This window comes from Shinella sp. Sh6 (assembly GCF_055392685.1).
The window spans coordinates 333,287-350,760 of record NZ_AP044005.1 but is presented as its reverse complement, the minus strand read 5'-3'; the positions used below and the strand labels follow the sequence as shown (position 1 = coordinate 350,760).

General features: G+C 65.4%; 15 protein-coding genes. 7 read left to right on the top strand and 8 right to left on the bottom strand.

Features of this window, described 5'->3' with window-relative positions:
- Nucleotides 1-2 precede the first annotated feature (2 nt).
- The 4 genes from ACZ5TO_RS01675 to ACZ5TO_RS01660 form a co-directional block, all read right to left on the bottom strand.
- On the bottom strand, nt 3-914 hold the full coding sequence (locus ACZ5TO_RS01675) for an ABC transporter permease subunit (RefSeq protein ID WP_464799301.1): 912 nt from the start codon (nt 912-914) through the stop codon (nt 3-5).
- Between the two features lie 4 nt (nt 915-918).
- A complete protein-coding gene (locus tag ACZ5TO_RS01670) occupies nt 919-2,061 on the bottom strand; it encodes an ABC transporter ATP-binding protein (RefSeq protein WP_464799300.1) in 1,143 nt (380 codons plus the stop codon).
- Nucleotides 2,062-2,147: 86 nt separating this feature from the next.
- Entirely contained in the window at nt 2,148-3,242 is a 1,095-nt protein-coding gene (locus ACZ5TO_RS01665) for a polyamine ABC transporter substrate-binding protein (protein WP_184145123.1), read from the bottom strand.
- 182 nt (nt 3,243-3,424) lie between these two features.
- Nucleotides 3,425-4,840 (bottom strand): helix-turn-helix domain-containing protein, encoded by a 1,416-nt coding sequence (locus ACZ5TO_RS01660; RefSeq protein ID WP_464799299.1) that lies wholly within the window; start codon nt 4,838-4,840, stop codon nt 3,425-3,427.
- A gap of 219 nt (nt 4,841-5,059) precedes the next feature.
- On the opposite strand from ACZ5TO_RS01660, the gene aceA reads away from it, so the two are divergent.
- Both aceA and ACZ5TO_RS01650 read left to right on the top strand, forming a co-directional pair.
- The gene (gene aceA, locus ACZ5TO_RS01655; protein ID WP_464799298.1) at nt 5,060-6,349 is read left to right on the top strand and encodes an isocitrate lyase; all 1,290 of its coding nucleotides are present in this window, start codon (nt 5,060-5,062) and stop codon (nt 6,347-6,349) included.
- Between the two features lie 48 nt (nt 6,350-6,397).
- On the top strand, nt 6,398-6,637 hold the full coding sequence (locus ACZ5TO_RS01650) for an SMc00767 family acetate metabolism repressor (RefSeq protein WP_023516665.1): 240 nt from the start codon (nt 6,398-6,400) through the stop codon (nt 6,635-6,637).
- Between the two features lie 54 nt (nt 6,638-6,691).
- Here the strand turns inward: ACZ5TO_RS01650 and ACZ5TO_RS01645 are convergent, their stop codons facing one another.
- Nucleotides 6,692-7,564 (bottom strand): LysR family transcriptional regulator, encoded by an 873-nt coding sequence (locus ACZ5TO_RS01645; RefSeq protein WP_464799297.1) that lies wholly within the window; start codon nt 7,562-7,564, stop codon nt 6,692-6,694.
- Between the two features lie 145 nt (nt 7,565-7,709).
- Between ACZ5TO_RS01645 and ACZ5TO_RS01640 the strand changes: the two genes are divergently transcribed.
- Nucleotides 7,710-7,859, top strand: coding sequence for a hypothetical protein (locus ACZ5TO_RS01640; protein WP_184145127.1), 150 nt, complete (start codon nt 7,710-7,712; stop codon nt 7,857-7,859).
- A gap of 48 nt (nt 7,860-7,907) precedes the next feature.
- On the opposite strand, the gene ACZ5TO_RS01635 is transcribed toward ACZ5TO_RS01640, so the two are convergent.
- The 3 genes from ACZ5TO_RS01635 to ACZ5TO_RS01625 all read right to left on the bottom strand — a co-directional run bounded on the left by ACZ5TO_RS01635 (nt 7,908) and on the right by ACZ5TO_RS01625 (nt 12,134).
- Nucleotides 7,908-10,430, bottom strand: coding sequence for a methyl-accepting chemotaxis protein (locus ACZ5TO_RS01635; RefSeq protein WP_184145128.1), 2,523 nt, complete (start codon nt 10,428-10,430; stop codon nt 7,908-7,910).
- 238 nt (nt 10,431-10,668) lie between these two features.
- Nucleotides 10,669-10,803, bottom strand: coding sequence for a hypothetical protein (locus tag ACZ5TO_RS01630; RefSeq protein ID WP_464799296.1), 135 nt, complete (start codon nt 10,801-10,803; stop codon nt 10,669-10,671).
- 149 nt (nt 10,804-10,952) lie between these two features.
- Nucleotides 10,953-12,134, bottom strand: a complete 1,182-nt coding sequence (locus ACZ5TO_RS01625) for a BaiN/RdsA family NAD(P)/FAD-dependent oxidoreductase (protein ID WP_464799295.1) — start codon at nt 12,132-12,134, stop codon at nt 10,953-10,955.
- 167 nt (nt 12,135-12,301) lie between these two features.
- On the opposite strand from ACZ5TO_RS01625, the gene ACZ5TO_RS01620 reads away from it, so the two are divergent.
- The 4 genes from ACZ5TO_RS01620 (at nt 12,302) to pgl (ending at nt 17,399) form a co-directional block, all read left to right on the top strand.
- Complete coding sequence (locus ACZ5TO_RS01620; RefSeq protein ID WP_464799294.1) at nt 12,302-13,741, top strand: glutamine synthetase family protein; 1,440 nt, start codon at nt 12,302-12,304, stop codon at nt 13,739-13,741.
- A gap of 97 nt (nt 13,742-13,838) precedes the next feature.
- Nucleotides 13,839-15,122: an NAD(P)/FAD-dependent oxidoreductase gene (locus ACZ5TO_RS01615; RefSeq protein ID WP_464799293.1), complete on the top strand. Its 1,284-nt coding sequence runs from the start codon at nt 13,839-13,841 to the stop codon at nt 15,120-15,122.
- A 96-nt stretch (nt 15,123-15,218) separates the two neighbouring features.
- The gene (gene zwf, locus ACZ5TO_RS01610; protein ID WP_184145133.1) at nt 15,219-16,691 is read left to right on the top strand and encodes a glucose-6-phosphate dehydrogenase; all 1,473 of its coding nucleotides are present in this window, start codon (nt 15,219-15,221) and stop codon (nt 16,689-16,691) included.
- Between the two features lie 9 nt (nt 16,692-16,700).
- A complete protein-coding gene (gene pgl, locus ACZ5TO_RS01605) occupies nt 16,701-17,399 on the top strand; it encodes a 6-phosphogluconolactonase (protein WP_464799292.1) in 699 nt (232 codons plus the stop codon).
- Nucleotides 17,400-17,474 lie beyond the last annotated feature (75 nt).

Below are 17,474 nucleotides of genomic sequence, written 5' to 3'. Positions count from 1 at the left end.
GCTTACCTCCCCTGCTCTTCGGCCTTGGCCTGCGCATTCTGGAAGAACACGATGGGCACGACCAGGATGAGGAGCAGGATGGTGGCGACGGCGGCGGAGACCGGCCAGTCGCGGTTGGCGTTGAATTCAGTCCACAGCGTCTTGCCGATCATCAGCGTCTGCGACCCGCCGAGAAGGTCGGGGATGACGAATTCGCCGACGGCCGGGATGAAGACGAGCATGCAGCCCGCGACGATGCCGGGAATGGAAAGCGGGAACGTCACCTTCCAGAAGGCGGTGATCTGCGGGCAGCCGAGGTCCTGCGCCGCCTCGATCAGCGTGTTGTCCATCTTCTCCAGCGCCGAATAGAGCGGCAGCACCATGAAGGGCAGGTACGAATAGACGATGCCGATATAGATCGCCCAGTTGGTGTTCATGATGATCAGCGGGTCGTGGATGACACCGATGCCGATGAGGAACTGGTTGAGCAGCCCCTCGGGTTTCAGGATGGCGATCCAGGCATAGACGCGGATGAGGAAGCTCGTCCAGAACGGCAGGATGACGAGCATCAGCAGCGTCGGGCGCAGCGAGCGCGGCGCCTGTGCCATGCCGTAGGCGATCGGATAGCCGATCAGGAGCGTGATGAACGTCGAGAGCGCGGCGATCCACACGCTCGATATATAGGCGTTGAAATAGAGCGCATCCTCGGTCAGCCAGACGAAATTGTCGAAATGGAACTGCCCGATCTTCGCCCACAGGCCGGAAAGGCCGTCCGACAGCGCGAAGACCGGCGTATAGGGCGGCTGGGCGATGGCGGTCGTCGAGAGCGAGATGCGGAAGACGATGAAGAAGGGGATGAGGAAGAAGAACAGCAGCCAGGCATAGGGAATGATGATGACAAGGCGGCTGAAGATGGCGGAGCCGAGCTTGTTCATGTGCTCAATCCTTCAACACGACGCCGGCGGTCTCGCCGAAGGAGACCCAGACCCTTTCGTCATAGGCCACCGGATCCTCCACCTCGCGCTGGGCGTTGAGCATGGAGGCCTTGACCACCTTGCCGCTGTCGAGCTTGACGTGGAAGACGGTCATGTCGCCGAGATAGCCGATGTCCCAGATCTCGCCCTGTGCCGCGTTGACGGAGGCGTCCGCCGGGGCGGCGCGCGTCACCTTCAGCTTTTCGGGGCGGATGGCGAAGCCCGCGGCGCTGCCCGTCGCGGGCGCGTTGGCAGCGGCGGTGCGGACGGTGAAGCCCTCGTTCGTGGCAAGCTCGATGCGGCCGTTGCCGCTTGCCGAGACCTTGCCGTCGAGGATGTTGACGTCGCCGATGAAGTCCGCGACGAAGCGGGAATTAGGCGCCTCGTAGATTTCCGCAGGGGTTGCCACCTGGATGACCTTGCCGTGGCTCATGACCGCGATGCGGTCGGCCATCGTCATGGCCTCCTCCTGGTCGTGGGTGACGACGACGAAGGTGAGGCCGAGTTCCTGCTGCAGGTCCATCAGCTCGAACTGGGTCTCCTCGCGCAGCTTCTTGTCGAGCGCGCCGAGGGGTTCGTCGAGCAGTAGCACCTTGGGGCGCTTGGCGAGCGAGCGGGCGAGCGCCACGCGCTGGCGCTGGCCGCCGGAAAGCTGGTGCGGCTTGCGCTTGGCGAACTGCTCCAGCTTGACGAGCTTGAGCATCTGGGCGACGCGTGCGGCGATCTCGCCCTTCGGCATGCCGTCCTGGCGAAGGCCGAAGCCGATATTGCTCTCGACGCTCATATGCGGGAAGAGCGCGTAGGACTGGAACATCATGTTGACCGGCCGCTTGTAGGGCGGGATGCCGGCGATGTCCTGGCCGTCGAGGATGATCTCGCCGGCGGTCGGCCGCTCGAAGCCGGCCAGCATGCGCAGGAGCGTGGACTTGCCGCAGCCCGATGCGCCGAGCAGGGCGAAGAATTCGCGGTGGTAGATGTCGAGGGTGAGGTCGTCGACGGCAGTGAAATCGCCGAACTTCTTGGTGACGTTGCGGAAGCTGATGAACGGTTTGGCATCCGGATCCGTCCACGGCGCAAAGGAACGACGGATATTGCCGAGAGATTTCATGGCCTGTCCCCAAACTTTATGATCTTGGCAGTCGGTCGAAACGAAATTGCCCGGAAATATCTTTCCGGGCAATTCCTCCTGACCGATTACTGGCCGGTCACGACCCTGGTCCAGGTCCGGGTGAACAGACGCTGCGTCTTGGCATCCAGCGTCGTGTTGGTGAAGAGCTTCTTCAGCGTCGCCTCGTCCGGATAGATCGTCGGATCGTTGATGATATCCGGCGGCAGGAGGGCCTGCGAAGCCTTGTTGCCGTTGGCGTAGTGGACGTATTCCGTCGACTTGGCGATGACTTCCGGGCGCATGATGTAGTTGAGGAAGGCATGGGCCTCCTCGACATGCGGCGCATCGGCCGGGATCGCCATCTGGTCGAACCACATCTGCGTGCCTTCCTTGGGGATGGAATAGCCGAGCTCGACGCCGTTATTGGCTTCCTCGGCACGGTCGCGCGCCTGGAAGATATCGCCAGACCAGCCGATGGCGATGCAGATATCGCCGTTGGCAAGGCCGTTGATGAATTCGGACGAGTGGAACTTGCGCACGAAGGGCCGCACCTTCAGGAGCGCTTCCTCGGCCTTGGCGATGTCGTCCGGCTCATGGCTGTCGGGGTTGAGGCCGAGATAGGCGAGCACGACCGGAATGATGTCGGTCGGCGAATCCAGCATGTTGATGCCGCAATCCTTCAGCTTTTCGGCATTGGCCGGATCGAGCAGCACGCTCCAGCTATCGATCTGGTCCGTGCCGAGGGCTTCCTTGACCTTGGCCTTGTTGAAGCCGATGCCGATCGTGCCCCACATGTAGTTGATCGAATATTCGTTGCCCGGGTCGAACGGCTGCATGCGCTCGGCCACCATGTCCCACATGTTCTTGATGTTCGGCAGCTTGGACTTGTCGAGCTTCTGGTAGACGCCCGCGGCGATCTGGCGCTGGAGGAAGGTGTTGGTCGGCACGACGACGTCGTAGCCCGTGCCGCCGGCGAGCAGCTTCGTTTCCAGGATCTCGTTGGAATCGTAGACGTCGTAGACGACCTTGATCCCGGTCTCCTTGGTGAAATCGTCGATGATCGAGCTATCGATATAGTCCGACCAGTTGTAGACGTTCACGACCTTGTCTTCGGCAAAGGCCGCGCCGGCACCCAGAAATGCACAAAAGGCGGCAGTCGCCAAAAGAGTACGTCTTATCATTGATTTATCTCCCAGTTTTTTCGCGGGCCTATACGTTGGCTTGAAGAACAGTCGCCGATTATGGAGTTTTTTCAAGAGGCGACAAGCGGCATTCGACGCAACGTAAGGTGAATTTTGATATCACATTGTTCCCATTCCTATCATATTTGAAACCCTATCCTCGGCGGAAAGCAAGCGGAAATTCACTGGAAGTCGAAAAGGCTGAGGCCGGCGACCATTTCGTCGAGCCCGAGGGGCCGCGTGACGGGCGGCTCGGCCCTTGCAAGACAGCCCTGCCGCTCGCAGAGCCGGCAGGCCGCTCCCACCGCCACGGCCCCTTCGCGGCGCACCGCCTCGCCATAGACCGTCTCCTCGGCATGGGCCGCATCGCAGCCGACGAGCAGCGCCGTGCGGCGCACCCGCTCGGCAAAGGCGCCCTGCGGGCCTTCCAGCGTGCGCGAGACCGTGAGGAAGGCGGCCCCGTCCGGCATCTCCACGCGGTCGACGAGGATCTGGCCGGGCTGGGAGAAGGCAGCATGGACGCCGAGCTTGGGACAGCCGCCGCCGAAACGCGCCTGCGGAAACCCTTGTGCGCCCGCCCGGCGGAAGCGGTTGCCGGCATTGTCCGTCTCCAGCATGAAGAAGGGCACGCCCGCCCTGCCCGGCCGCTGGAGCATGGTGAGCCGGTTCGCCGCCTGCTCGTAAGAGACGCCGAAACGCGCGCGCAGCACGTCGATATCGTAGCGCGCCCGCTGCGCCGCCGCATGGAACGCCTCGTAGGGCATCATCAGCGCATGGGCGGCATAGCGCGCCAGCTCGAAGCGGGCGATGCGCCTGGCCTCCGCCGTCGAGAAGGCGAGGCGGTCGAGCTCGGTGAAAATCTCCTCCTGGAGGGCAAGCTGCACCGTCTCCATGGCGATCTCGCGCAACTGGTCGAAGGGCGACAGCCGCTCCGACAGGAAGAGGCGCATGGAGTGCCGGTCGAAGCGGCGCCGCAGGGTCGGCATCGTGTGGACCGGCAGCAGACGCACGACGACGCCGTGCTCGTTGCGCAGCCACCCCTTCAGGGCGCCGGCAAGCTCGTCGCCGGGCGAGAGCGCGGCGTAAAAACGCTCCGCCGCCTCGTCGATGGCCGCGAAATAGTTGGGGCGGCTTTCCAGCTTGTCGCGCACCTCGTCCATCGGCAGCAGCGTACCCGACAGCGTCGTGGCATGGCCCTCGCGGGCGAGGAGATCGGCAAGGTCGGTGAGGCGCGCGGCCTGCTCGCGATAGGCGCGGTAGAGCTTGACGATGCCGCTCGCGACGTTCGGCGCGGCGTCGGCTATCTCCACCAGTTCGTGATCGCCCGGCAGCTCGCCGGCAAGCAGCGGATCGGCGAAGACCTCGCGGAGCTGGCGCGCATGGCCTGCGCTCTCGCCCTGCAGGTCGTCGAGATCGACCTTGTAGACGGAGGCAAGGCGCAGCAGGAGCTGCACGGTCAGCGGGCGCTGGTTGCGCTCGATGAGGTTGAGATAGGACGGCGAGATCGATAGGCCCTCCGCCATCGCCGTCTGAGTAAGGCCGAGCGTATTGCGGATGCGCCGGACCTTCGGGCCGGCAAAGATCTTGTTCTCCGCCATCTGTCAAATCCTTTACGGCACCGGCAGGGCTGTCAATTTTACAATATTTACTTTTTTACAGAGCCGATCTGTCAAAGGCAAGACATCGTTACCCGATTGTCGCGCTGGTTTTCCGGTTTCCCGTCGCATTATTGTGCGCTGCGATGTAAATACTGTCACATGAAATCGGGCAGCCAAACGAGCCTGTTCCGATCCCAAGACATCGCAGCGGAGGATATCATGACCGATTTTTACAACCTCGTTCCCAGCGCACCGAAAGGCCGTTTCGACGGCATCGAGCGCCCCTACACGGCCGAGACCGTCGAGAAGCTGCGCGGCTCGGTGCAGATCCGCCACACGCTGGCGGAGAACGGCGCGAACCGGCTGTGGAAGCTCATCCACGAGGAGGATTTCGTCAACGCGCTAGGCGCGCTCTCGGGCAACCAGGCCATGCAGATGGTCCGTGCCGGCCTGAAGGCGATCTATCTCTCGGGCTGGCAGGTCGCCGCCGACGCCAACACGGCCTCGGCCATGTATCCCGACCAGTCGCTCTATCCGGCGAACGCCGCGCCGGAGCTTGCCAAGCGCATCAACCGCACGCTCCAGCGCGCCGACCAGATCGAGACGGCGGAAGGCAACGGCCTTTCGGTCGACACCTGGTTCGCGCCGATCGTCGCCGACGCGGAAGCCGGCTTCGGCGGCCCGCTCAACGCCTTCGAGATCATGAAGGCCTTCATCGAGGCGGGTGCGGCCGGCGTCCATTTCGAGGACCAGCTCGCGTCGGAAAAGAAGTGCGGCCATCTCGGCGGCAAGGTCCTCATCCCGACGGCCGCGCATATCCGCAACCTCGACGCCGCGCGCCTTGCCGCCGACGTCATGGGCGTTCCGACGCTGATCGTCGCCCGCACGGATGCCGAGGCCGCAAAGCTCCTCACCTCCGACATCGACGAGCGCGACCAGCCTTTCGTCGACAAGGACAGGGGCCGCACGGTCGAGGGCTTCTATCGGGTCCGGAACGGCATCGAGCCCTGCATTGCCCGCGCCATCTCCTATGCGCCGCACTGCGACCTTATCTGGATGGAGACCGGCAAGCCGGACCTCGAACAGGCGCGCAAATTCGCGGAAGCCGTGCACAAGGCCCATCCCGGCAAGCTGCTCGCCTACAATTGCTCGCCCTCGTTCAACTGGAAGAAGAACCTCGACGACGCGACGATCGCAAAGTTCCAGCGGGAGCTGGGCGCGATGGGCTACAAGTTCCAGTTCATCACGCTCGCCGGCTTCCACCAGTTGAACTACGGCATGTTCGAGCTCGCCCGCGGCTACAAGGACCGCCAGATGGCCGCCTATTCCGAGTTGCAGGAAGCCGAATTCGCCGCCGAGATCAACGGCTACACCGCGACGAAGCACCAGCGCGAGGTCGGCACCGGCTATTTCGACGCCGTCTCCATGGCCATCACCGGCGGCCAGTCCTCGACCACCGCCATGCACGAATCGACCGAGCACGAGCAGTTCCGCCCGGCCGCAGAATAACCCGACCCATCAACGTTCAAGAACCCCGCTCAAAAGAGGAGAAATGCCATGACAGTCCAGACCCGCGTCAAGGAACGGGCGGAGGAACAGGCCTCCGCCATGACCCCCGACCAGCAGGCCATGATCCGCATGGTCGCCAACGACCTGCACCGCCTCAACCAGTCCGTCATGAAGGCGGTGGAGGCCGGCGTCTCGGTCGAGCTCGTCCGCTCCGCCCGCCACCACGGCGGAGAGGGCAACTGGGGCGACCTGCTGATCCCCGTGATCGTGACGCAGGGCCGCGGCTGACGGCGCAATCTCCAGTCAAGTCAGAATCCCCGGCGTCCCCTGCGCCGGGGATTTTCACGTCCGGCTCGGCCGCCTGCCGGCAAAGAGATCGGCATGGCTTTTCAGCAGCCGGAACAGCCTGTCGGAAACCGTACGGATGTCGCGCCGGTGCCGGTCCTCGCCGTTGGCGACGATCCATTGATGGTGGCGCAGGCCGCGGATCTCCTCGCCCGCCCGCTCCAGTCCCGGATCGAGATCGCCGACGAAGCAGGGCAGCACGGCCTGCCCCGCCCCGGCGCGCGCAAGATCGAGCAGCGAGCGCGGGCGGGTGACCGTGACGGCGATCGCACCCGCCGCCTGCTCATGCGGCCAGCGCAGATAGGCCGAGACCGCATCTTCCGACGATACCGCGAGCCATCGGCCGGCAAGCACCTCGCCGGTATTGCGGCGCCGATACGCCGCATAGGCCACCTCGCCGGCATGGCGGCTGATGAGGCCCGGTTCCGTCGGCTCGACGGCGCGCACGCCGATATCCACTTCGCGGTGGGCAAGCGTCGCCCGGCGCTCGGAGACGGAGAGATCGAGCCGGAACGGATCGCGCTCCGTGCAGACGGCCGCGATGTTCTCGCAGACGAGCCAGGTGACCCAGGTGCCGGCCATCAGCCGAACGGTGGTCGTCCCCTGCCCCTCCTGCCGCCAGCTTTCGACGCCGCGCGCGACGGCCTCCATGCCGAGCAGCCGGTCGAACAGCGCCTGCCCCTCCGCCGTCAGCCGGTAGCCCGTCTGGCTGCGCAGGAAGAGCGGCCGGCCAATCGCCTCCTCAAGATGCAGCACGCGCCGCCCGACGGTCGCCGGGCTGAGGCCCGTGGCCTCGGCGGCGCCGGTGAGCCCGCCATGACGGGCGACTTCCAGGAAGATGCGGTAGCTTTCCCAAGACATGTCTTTCATCAATGAAAAACATAGTCCGGATTTTGCCGTTCGTGAACCCGGATTTGAACGATAGCCTTCTCCTGCAAACCCAAACGACCGATGCCGGCTCCAGCCTTTGCGCCATACCGCGCCACGGCTTGCCGCGTCCTTGAAGGAGACAGACATGCAGGACATGTTCGCCCTTGCCATGCTCTTCGAGCTTTCGCAGAAGAACCGCCAACGCCGCCCGCGGGAATTCGACCATCTCTCCCGCAAGCCGTCGCTCGCCGCCCGGCTCCGCCGCCTGTTCGGCGCCTTGCGCGCGCAGAAATGAAAAGGCCCGGCATCGCTGCCGGGCCTCTCTTCGGTTCGAAGACGTCTGTCAGGCCGCGCGGTGCATCGACTGTTCGTCGGCGTCCAGTCGGAACTGCTCGACCAGCATCATCAGCGTATCGGCGTCACCGGCGAGCTTGCGGCTCGCGGCCGTCGTCAGGTCGACCATCGAGGCGTTCTGCTGGGTCATCTGGTCCATCTGGTTGACGGAGCCGTTGACTTCCTGGAGCGCTGCCGCCTGGTCGCGGCTTGCCGTCGCCATCATGTCCACATGCTGGCTGACGGTGACGATCTGCTGGCTGATGGAGGCAAGCACCGCGCCCGTCTCCTGCACCAGATGCGCGCCGGCACTGACCTCGCTCGTCGATTTCTCGATGAGGCCCTTGATCTCGCGGGCGGCGCTTGCCGAACGCTGGGCAAGCTCGCGCACTTCCTGCGCGACGACGGCAAAGCCCTTGCCCGCCTCGCCCGCACGGGCTGCCTCGATGCCGGCATTGAGCGCAAGCAGGTTGGTCTGGAAGGCGATATCGTCGATCACCTCGATGATCTGCTCGATCTGGCGCGAGGCACCCTCGATGCGGCCCATGGCGGCGATCGCGTTGTTGACGACGTCGGCGGAGCTGTCGGCGCTGCGCTTGGTCGTGCCGACGACGAGGTTTGCCTCATGCGCCCGCTCGGCGGAGGAACGGACGGTCGCGGTGATCTCCTCGACCGCGGCAGCCGTCTCCTCGAGCGAGGAGGCCTGCGATTCGGTGCGCTTGGAAAGCGCATCGGCCGATTGCAGCATATCCGCGCCGCTGCGCTGGATCGACAGCGCATTGGTGCGGATCTGGCCCATCGTGTCCTGAAGGCGCACGAGCGAGACGTTGAAGTCCTGGCGGAGCTGTTCGAGGCGGCCGGTGAAGGGAGTCTCGATCTGGCGCGACAGGTCGCCCTGCGCAAGGCGGCCGAGGCCGGCGGCAAGCGCATTGACGGCGAAGTCGATCTGCTGGTCGAGGCTCTGCTTCTCCGCGTCGTTGCGGGCGCGTTCGGCTTCGGCGGCGGCGCGCTGCTGCTCGCTTTCCGCCTCGATGCGGATCTTCGACAGGGCGTTCTCCTTGAAGACGCCGAGCGCCCTTGCCATGTCGCCGATCTCGTCGGCGCGGCCTTCGCCGGAAATGCCGGTGTCGAGGAAGCCGTCGGCCAGGCGGCGCATGGCGCCGGTGATCTGGCCGATCGGGCCCTTCAGCGTCAGCACCAGCGCGATGCCGGCGAGGACGGCGATGGCGGCACCGGCGACGGTGGCGAAGACGGAGACCTGGTTGGCCTTTTCGCGCTCGGTGCCGGCGCTCGTCTTCTGCTCTTCGGCGAACTGGCTGAGAAGGTTCCAGATCGTGTCGATCGACTGGCCGGCGGCCTCGAAATCGGCGGCGCGCTGCGTGCTGATCTCGACCAGCGAGGCGCTGTCGGCGTCGATCCGCTCGAGCATCGGCTTCAGCGTCTCGTCCAGCTTGTCGAAGAACGGCAGGCCGCTGGCGCTGCCGCGCAGGCCGTTCATGTCGATGCCGAGCATGGAGACGTAGCCGAGCAGCTTGGTGCGGTTCTCCGCCGATGTCTGGCCGAGGAAGCGCGCGGCGGCGACCTTGATCTCGTCGATGGAGGACACCAGCTTGCGCGTGGAGCCGAGGATCGCCTCGGACTTGATGATCGGCGCGTCGAGCTCGCTGAAGATGCGGGTGGCGTCGCGCATCTTCTGGGCGGCCGCGCTCTGGAGCTGGATGGCGACCTGGCGGAAGCGGTTCACCCGGCGGGCGATTTCAGGCACGGTGACGGAAGCCGGATCGGTGGAGGACAGGAAGCCGCCCATCTCGTCGATCGTGTTGCGGATGGTAATCGAGATGACCTTCTGGCTCTTCGGCAGGATCGACGAGATGGAGCGCTCGGTCTTCGAGATGAGCGGATAGCGTTCCTTGGCGACCTTGAGCTGGTCGTCCGGCGTCGCGCCGCGGCTGAAATCGGTCAGCAGCTCGGAGAAGAACTTGCTGGCATTGGTCAGGCGTTCGGCCTCGCGCAGCATGCTCTTTGCGGAATTCTCGTTCTGCCGCACCTCGCGCTGGAGCTTGGTCGCCTCATCGAGGACCTTGACCTGCTCGGCGCCGAGGGCCGTCAGGGTCTTGCCCATCGCCGCGTGCAGGCTGGCTTCGTTGACATAGAGCGACCAGAGCCCGTCCATGCGCGCCTCGATGCCCTTGGTCTGGGTCTGGGCGTCCATCAGCTTGGACTTGTCTGCGTCGGGGGCGAGGCCGTCCATGGTGGACTGGAGGACGGCGACCTGCGCCTTCAACTGGCCGTGCACGGCGTCGCGGCTTTCCTCGCTGGTGTTCTGCAGGAAGCGGTTCATGCCCGCATAGACGTCCTTGAAGCCGTTGAGCGACTGGAGGACGCTGTTGGAAATCTCCATTCGGCCCTGCAGAAGGCCGGAGGCATAAAGCCCGGTGAAGCCCACGGCACAGATGCTGAGCACGAAGGGCAGGATGAACACCAGAACCTTGGTCTGGATCTTGAAGCGCGCGAGAATCCTGTCGATGAACATGATGGACTATCCGTTGTCGGCGCTCTCCACCCCTGCCCGTTGCGGGCCTCCCCAGGATGCGGACGCCGGATTACCGACATCATGCGGCCGCAATGCCGCGTATCCGGGGGAGCAATCATTGCCTGCCGCGTCGTCAACCCTCATGGGGACGCGGCATCCGGAACCCTATCGGCGGATCATCGGCGGCAATCTTTAAAATTCCCTCACCGTTTAAACCGATTTATGACAATGGAACGCCTCAGAGCGCCAGAACGGCGAGCAGCGCGAGGAGGCTCGCGGCAAGCGTGCAATTGGCGGCAAGGGCGATAAGGCGGCGGCGGTTTTCCGCGGCGGCAATGGCGATGGCGCGGGCGGGACGACGGCTTGCAGGCATGCGGCGATACTCCTTACACGATCGGGGCAACCCGGTGATCCGGTCAGCCGGCCTACATCATGTTGTCTCCGCCCCGCGGCGGAAATGCCGACATGAGGGGAGCATCCGCCCCGAGGTCTTAAAGGACGGTAAAGAGCGGACCCACGCTTTCAGGCGTCCTCGCCGGCCGCATGGCCGGAGGCCCAGGCCCATTGGAAATTGTAGCCGCCGAGCCAGCCCGTCACATCCACCGCCTCGCCGATGAAATAAAGGCCCGGCACCGCCTTTGCCGCCATGCTGCGGGAATCGAGCGCGGCCGTATCGACGCCGCCGAGCGTGACTTCCGCCGTGCGATAGCCTTCCGAACCCGGCGGGCGGAAGCGCCAGTCGCGCAGCTTCTGCACCAGCGCCTCGATGCGCCGGCCCGGCTGTTCGGCAAGCGGCCCGTCGATGCCGAGCTCGGTGACGAGAAGCTGCGCCAGCTTCTTGGGCATGTGGTCGGCCAGCACCGTCTGCATGGCCTGCCGGCCGTTTTCCTTGCGGGCCGCGGCGATGACGGCGGCGAAGTCGACGTCCGGGCGGATATGCAGCGCGATCTCCTCGCCCTCGCGCCAATAGGAGGAGATCTGCAGAATGGCGGGGCCGCTGAGGCCGCGATGGGTGAAGAGCGCCGCCTCGCGGAATTCCGTCCTGCCGTGCCGGGCGACGACGTCCACCGAAACGCCCGGCAGGCCCTCATGGGCCGCGAGCGTCGCCGGGTCGAGCGTCAGCGGCACGAGGCCGGCACGGGTTTCCGTCACCGGCAGGGCGAACTGCTCGGCGATGCGATAGGCAAAGCCGGTCGCGCCCATCTTCGGGATCGACTTGCCGCCGGTGGCGATGACCAGCGACGCGGCCTCCACCGCGCCATGCTCCGTGACGACGCGGAAGGCGTGGCCGTCGTGCTCGAGGGAGGCGACGGGCGTCGAAAGGCGCAATTCCGCACCTGCCGCCTTCATCTCGGCGAGCAGCATGGCGATGATGTCCTTCGCCGAATTGTCGCAGAAGAGCTGGCCCAGCGTCTTCTCGTGCCAGGGAATGCGGTGGCGCTCGACGAGGTCGAGGAAATCGCGCGGGGTATAGCGGGCGAGCGCGGACTTGGCGAAATGCGGATTGGCCGAGAGGAAGTTCTTCGGCCCGGCATGGATGTTGGTGAAGTTGCAGCGCCCGCCGCCGGAAATGCGGATCTTCTCGCCGGGCGCGCGGGCGTGGTCGAGGACGAGCACGCGGCGCCCGCGCCGGCCCGCCGCGATCGCGCACATCATGCCCGCCGCGCCTGCCCCGATGATGACGACGTCCCGCCGTTCCGCCACGTATCCGATCCCCGTTTGCCGCCTTCCTTTCGGCCATCGGAAAGGAAAGTCAACCGGCGCCCGGCGCACAAATTCCTGAAAAATCGCGTTTTCTACCCCCGGGGGGGAGCTAGCCAAGGGCTCAACTCCGTCTATGATGGTTCATCTTCAACCAAACCCGGTGTGTCATGCCGTCCAAAAAGAAAGTCGTTGCCCCCACCATAGAGAAAGCCGCACGCTCCGCCAAAATCCCTCCCGCCATCAGCGTGCCGCGCGGGGTAAAGACCTGGAAGGACGCCGCAGACTGGCTTCGCGCCCGCGGCATCGAGGATATCGAATGCATCACGCCCGACCTTGCCGGCGTGCCGCGCGGCAAGATGATGCCGTCGTCGAAGTTCACCTCGAACACCTCGCTCGCCCTGCCGTCCGCCCTCTACCGCCACACGATTTCCGGCGACTATCCGGAGGAGACCGGCAATTTCCGCTATGAGCCGCGCGACAGCGACCTGAAGCTCCTGCCGGACCTTTCCACGCTCTCCGTCGTGCCGTGGGAGACCGACCCGACCGCGCAGGTCATCTGCGACATCGTCGGCTCGACCGGCGAGAGCGTGCCCTATACGCCGCGCAACGTTCTCAAGAACGTCGTGCAGCTCTACCGCGACCGCGGCTGGAAGCCGGTCGTGGCGCCCGAGATCGAATTCTACCTCGTCGCCGTGAACGACGACCCGGACTACCCCCTGCATCCGCCGAAGGGCCGCTCCGGCCGCGCCATCCAGGGCGGACAGGGCTATTCCATCGCCGGCATCAACGAGTTCGACGAGCTGATCGACGACATCTACCACTTCTCCGAAAAGCAGGGGCTCGAGATCGACACCCTGATCCACGAGGAGGGACCGGCGCAGCTCGAGATCAACCTTCGCCACGGCGACCCGATCGAGCTGGCCGACCAGGTGTTCCTGTTCAAGCGCACGATCCGCGAGGCGGCGCTGAAGCACGGCATCTACGCCACCTTCATGGCCAAGCCCATGCAGGGACAGGCAGGCTCGGCCATGCACATCCACCAGTCGGTGGTGGAGATCGAGACGGGCAAGAACGTCTTCTCCAATCCGGACGGCTCGGCCTCGAAGGAATTCTTCCATTTCATCGGCGGCATGCAGGCCTATGTGCCGAAGACGCTGGTGATGATGGCGCCTTACGTGAATTCCTACCGGCGCCTGACGCCGGACATGTCGGCGCCCGTGAACAATGCCTGGGGCTACGACAACCGCACGACGGCCTTCCGCGTGCCGGTGTCGGACGCCGCCGCGCGGCGCATCGAGAACCGCCTGCCGGGCTCGGACGCCAATCCGTATCTCGCGCTCGCCGCCTCGCTCGGCTGCGGCCTCCTCGGCATCATGAACGGGATCGAGCCGACGGCGCCGACGGAGGACACCGCCAACGAGGGATCGATCGAGCTGCCGCGCGGCCTTCTGGAAGCCGTGTCGCTGCTCGAATCCGATCCCGCGCTGGCCGAGGTGCTGAGCGCGGAGTTCATCGGCCTTTATGCCGGCGTCAAGCGCGGCGAGTTCGAGACCTTCATGCAGGTGATCAGCCCCTGGGAACGCGAGTTCCTGCTGCTCAACGTTTGAGCGGGCCGGCGGTCCGGGCCGCCCGTCGGGATCGGACCTGAAAGCGGCCGGCGCCCCGGCGCGCCGCCGCATCCTCTCTTGAAGAAGAGTATGTTGAATGGCCTGGCAAAGCCCGATTTCCCCCGGCATCTCCTGGTATGAGGCAAGCGTCGGGGAACGTCCCGAATATGCCCCGCTCGACGGATCCGTCGATGCCGACGTCGCCGTTGTCGGCGGCGGCTTCACCGGCCTGCAGGCCGCCCATAACCTTGCGAAGAAGGGCGTAAACGTCGTCCTCATCGACGCGCATCGCTTCGGCGACGGCGCTTCGGGGCGCAACGGCGGCCAGCTTGGCACCGGCCAGCGCGCCGAGGCAGAAAGCCTCGAGGCCGAGCTCGGCTTCGAGCGCGCCAGGGCGCTGTTCGACCTTGCCGAAAATGCCAAGCGCCATATCCACGACTTCGCGGCGGCGCAGGACCTCGACATCGAATACATGCCGGGCCAGCTCAATGTCAGCCACAAGGCGAGCTACGAGAAGGAATTCCGCGACCACGTCGAGATCGCCGCCACCCGCTTCGGCTATCCGCACATGCACTACATGGACCGGGCGGAGACGGAGGAGCGCGTCGGCTCGAAGCGCTTCTTCTTCGGCATCCGCGACACCGGCACCGGCCATATCCACCCGATGAAGCTCATCGTCGGCATCGCCCGGGCCGCGCAGGCGGCGGGCGCGCACCTGCATGAACAGACCCCGGCGCTCAGGATCGAGCGGGCGGGCGGCAAGGCGGTGATCACCACGGCAAGGGGCACGGTCCGCGCCGACAGGGCGCTGATCGCCTGCAACGCCTATATCGGCGACCTGGAGCCGAAGACGGCCGCCCATGTCATGCCGATCCGCTCCTTCATCGGCGCGACGGTGCCGCTCGACAAATTCCCTTCGATCATTCCCGGCAGCGAATCCATCGCCGACACGCGCTTCGTCGTGCGCTACTTCCGCAAGACGCGCGACGGACGGCTGCTCTTCGGCGGGCGGGAGGCCTATTCGGAAAACCTCGACGACATGACGCCGCCCATCCGCCGGCAGATCGAGGAGGTCTATCCGGAACTCAAGGGCATCGAGCTCACCCATGCCTGGGGCGGCTCCGTCGGCATCACCATGCCGCGCAAGCCCTATGTGCGCGAGGTCATGCCCGGCATCACCTCGATCGGCGGCTATTCCGGCCACGGCGTCATGCTGTCGAACTATTGCGGCAAGCTCTATGCCGAGGACGTGACGGGCGGCAGCGCAGAACTCGACCTGATGAAGGCCCTGAAAATCCCGGCCTTCCCCGGCGGTTCAAGGTTCCGCTCGCCGCTTCTGTTCCTCGCCATGACGTGGTACGCGCTACGCGACAAGCTCTGATCGAGTCGGAAACACCGATTTTGTTGCGTTGCACTCTGGCGTTTTTAAATCGATTAGATTATAACACCCGGCAACAGAACGAGATCGAGATATCCGATGAGCAGCCAGATCATTCCCGTTGAACCCTTCGACTATGTCGTCTTCGGCGGAACCGGCGACCTTGCGGAACGCAAGCTCCTTCCGGCCCTCTACCATCGCCAGCTCGCCGGCCAGCTGACGGACCCGACGCGCATCATCGGCGCCTCGCGCACCGCCTATACGGACGCGGAATACCGCAAGTTCGCCGTCGACGCGCTGAAGGAGCACCTCAAGCCCGGCGAATTCGACGAGGCCGAGGTCAAGACCTTCTGCGACCGGCTGTTCTATGTGGCGGTCGACGCCAAGTCCGAGCAGGGCTGGGACAAGCTGAAGGCCCTGCTCGACGAGGGCAAGGACCGCGTGCGCGCCTTCTACCTCGCCGTCGCGCCCGCCATCTTCGGCGACATCTCGGAAAAGATCCGCGACCACAAGCTGATCACCAAGCAGACCCGCATCGTCGTGGAAAAGCCGATCGGCCGGGACCTTGCCTCAGCCAACGAGCTGAACAACACGATCGGCAAGGTCTTCCACGAAGACCAGATCTTCCGCATCGACCACTATCTCGGCAAGGAGACGGTGCAGAACCTGATGGCGCTGCGCTTTGCCAACGCGCTCTACGAGCCGCTGTGGAACTCCGCCCATATCGACCATGTGCAGATCACGGTCGCCGAATCCGTCGGCCTCGAAAGCCGCGCCGGCTACTATGACAAGGCCGGCGCGCTACGCGACATGGTGCAGAACCACATCCTGCAGCTTCTCTGCCTCGTCGCCATGGAAGTGCCCTCCTCGATGGACGCCGAAGCCGTGCGCGACGAAAAGCTCAAGGTGCTGCGCGCGCTGAAGCCGGTCGACCAGTACAATGTCGAGCGCCTGACGGTGCGCGGCCAGTACCGCGCCGGCGCCTCGTCGGGCGGCCCGGTCAAGGGCTACCTCGAAGAGCTGGAAGGCGGCGTTTCCAACACCGAGACCTTCGTCGCCATCAAGGCCGAGATCGGCAACTGGCGCTGGGCGGGCGTTCCCTTCTACATCCGCACCGGCAAGCGCCTTGCCGCGCGCATGTCGGAGATCGTCATCACCTTCAAGCCGATCCCGCATTCGATCTTCGATCCCTCCGCCGGCCGCATCGAGCAGAACCAGCTCATCATCCGCCTCCAGCCGGACGAAGGCGTCAAGCAGTCGCTGATGATCAAGGATCCGGGCCCCGGCGGCATGCGCCTTCGCAACGTCTCGCTCGACATGAGCTTCGCCGAAGCCTTCGAGGCGCGCAATGCCGATGCCTACGAGCGCCTGCTGCTCGACGTCATCCGCAACAACCAGACGCTCTTCATGCGCCGCGACGAGGTCGAGGCCGCCTGGCGCTGGATCGACCCGATCCTCAAGGCCTGGGAGACCACCGGCCAGCAGGCGCAGGGCTACACCGCCGGCACCTGGGGCCCGAGCCAGGCCATCGCCCTCATCGAGCGCGACGGCCGCACCTGGCACGAAACGTAAGGAGCGGCGATGAGCGCGAGACTGCACGAATTTGCGGATGGGGCGGCGCTTGCCGAAGGGCTGGCGGACGCCGTTTCCGCAGCGCTTGCCGAGGGCGTCGCCGCGCGGGGGCACGCCACCATCGCCGTTTCCGGCGGCTCGACGCCGAAGGCCTTCTTCAAGGCGCTGTCCACCCGCGACATCGACTGGAGCAAGGTGACGATCACGCTCGTCGACGAACGCTTCGTGCCGGCCGACAATCCGCGCTCGAACCACCTGCTCGTTGCCGAGAACCTGCTTCGGGACAAGGCGAAGGCCGCGTCCTTCCTGCCGCTCTACCGCGCGGCGGAAAGCGCTGAGGCGGCCGCGAGGATCGCGACGGCGGATGCCGCCGCGCTCGGGGCTCCCTTCGACGTCGCCATCCTCGGCATGGGGACGGACGGCCATACGGCTTCGTTCTTCCCCGGCGGCAGCCGCCTTGCCGAGGCGATCTCGCCCGAAACGCCGCGCGGCGTCATCACCATGGAGGCGGAGGGCGCGGGCGAAACCCGCCTCACCTTCACCTTCGCCAGCCTCCAGGATGCACGCCTTCTGGTCCTGCATATCGAGGGACAGGGCAAGAAGGACGTCCTTGCCGCGGCCGAAAAGGACGGGCCGGAGACCGACATGCCGATCCGCGCCATGCTGCGGCGGGCGGCAACGCCGGTCGACATCTACTGGGCGCCCTGAGACGCCCGGCCGGCTTCGCCCGGCCCCATCCGGCGTATCACGCCACCACCAGCGGACGGCGCAGCTTTCCCGCGC

What these genes read in the sequence shown, in the direction of transcription:
- ACZ5TO_RS01675 (WP_464799301.1), bottom strand. Translation starts at nt 914, where the DNA reads ATGAACAAGCTCGGCTCCGCCATCTTCAGCCGCCTTGTCATCATCATT.
- ACZ5TO_RS01670 (WP_464799300.1), bottom strand. Translation starts at nt 2,061, where the DNA reads ATGAAATCTCTCGGCAATATCCGTCGTTCCTTTGCGCCGTGGACGGAT.
- ACZ5TO_RS01665 (WP_184145123.1), bottom strand. Translation starts at nt 3,242, where the DNA reads ATGATAAGACGTACTCTTTTGGCGACTGCCGCCTTTTGTGCATTTCTG.
- ACZ5TO_RS01660 (WP_464799299.1), bottom strand. Translation starts at nt 4,840, where the DNA reads ATGGCGGAGAACAAGATCTTTGCCGGCCCGAAGGTCCGGCGCATCCGC.
- aceA (WP_464799298.1), top strand. Translation starts at nt 5,060, where the DNA reads ATGACCGATTTTTACAACCTCGTTCCCAGCGCACCGAAAGGCCGTTTC.
- ACZ5TO_RS01650 (WP_023516665.1), top strand. Translation starts at nt 6,398, where the DNA reads ATGACAGTCCAGACCCGCGTCAAGGAACGGGCGGAGGAACAGGCCTCC.
- ACZ5TO_RS01645 (WP_464799297.1), bottom strand. Translation starts at nt 7,564, where the DNA reads ATGAAAGACATGTCTTGGGAAAGCTACCGCATCTTCCTGGAAGTCGCC.
- ACZ5TO_RS01640 (WP_184145127.1), top strand. Translation starts at nt 7,710, where the DNA reads ATGCAGGACATGTTCGCCCTTGCCATGCTCTTCGAGCTTTCGCAGAAG.
- ACZ5TO_RS01635 (WP_184145128.1), bottom strand. Translation starts at nt 10,430, where the DNA reads ATGTTCATCGACAGGATTCTCGCGCGCTTCAAGATCCAGACCAAGGTT.
- ACZ5TO_RS01630 (WP_464799296.1), bottom strand. Translation starts at nt 10,803, where the DNA reads ATGCCTGCAAGCCGTCGTCCCGCCCGCGCCATCGCCATTGCCGCCGCG.
- ACZ5TO_RS01620 (WP_464799294.1), top strand. Translation starts at nt 12,302, where the DNA reads ATGCCGTCCAAAAAGAAAGTCGTTGCCCCCACCATAGAGAAAGCCGCA.
- ACZ5TO_RS01615 (WP_464799293.1), top strand. Translation starts at nt 13,839, where the DNA reads ATGGCCTGGCAAAGCCCGATTTCCCCCGGCATCTCCTGGTATGAGGCA.
- zwf (WP_184145133.1), top strand. Translation starts at nt 15,219, where the DNA reads ATGAGCAGCCAGATCATTCCCGTTGAACCCTTCGACTATGTCGTCTTC.
- pgl (WP_464799292.1), top strand. Translation starts at nt 16,701, where the DNA reads ATGAGCGCGAGACTGCACGAATTTGCGGATGGGGCGGCGCTTGCCGAA.